1 pseudogene is annotated in these 738 nt (G+C 32.8%); it reads right to left on the bottom strand.

What is annotated here, in order from left to right:
• Positions 1–15: 15 nt before the first annotated feature.
• Positions 16–738 (bottom strand): annotated as a pseudogene (locus tag ACFILZ_RS10040) (hypothetical protein); the annotation flags it as partial.

Below are 738 nucleotides of genomic sequence, written 5' to 3'. Positions count from 1 at the left end.
GATCCATAAGTGTCTTTAAGCGTAGATCGCTGTTGCAAGTTGATTGAAGCTTTCTGAAAGGTTATTTGCGAAATTGTTTGACGGTGGTTTATAACATGCGCTTTCATATAGTTTTTTCACTTCTGATTTTTTGTGTTTCTTAATTACCAATCCATATTCTGGATGCGTAATCCAATTATCCCAAGCGCTTTGCCAATCGCGTTCATTTGCATTTCGACATGGGTTGGATTTTGAAAAGCGTACAAATTTTTCAAATTCTGATAAGGCTTCATCATGCGTTAATCCTTGTTCAGTTGCGTATTGAAAATCGGGTTTGAAATCTTCTAGTATTCTTTCAACTTCTTGTTTTTCCCTTGTTTTCTTTGTTTCTTCAAAAAAATTTGCTTTCTCTGGAAAATAAGCAGGCATTATCTTATCAACGATTTCTGAAAGTTGTTTTCCAACCTTTTTAACTTTTCGTGAAGGCAATTTCTCAATCATCGCTTCGTCAATTTGCCATCGGTTGTTAGCTTCATTGGAAAGATTAATATTTTGCTTGTGAATGATTGGTTGTTTGGTTTCTATCGTTTTGATTTGTTCTGATTGAACATCATCACACTCGATTGCCTTTTCAACAAAATCGTTTGTTTCTAAATTTTCAAAATCAATTTCTCTTTTTGATAAAATAATATTTTTATTTTTTTTGTTATTGTTAATGTTAATGTTATTGTGCATTTCCAAGCATTGCTCGTGCATTGC

It is taken from the genome of Bartonella sp. AP40SXNS, from assembly GCF_042195825.1.
Lineage (GTDB): Bacteria > Pseudomonadota > Alphaproteobacteria > Rhizobiales > Rhizobiaceae > Bartonella.
The sequence above is the reverse complement of the archived record's forward strand: the minus strand, read 5'-3'. Positions and strand labels throughout refer to the sequence as shown.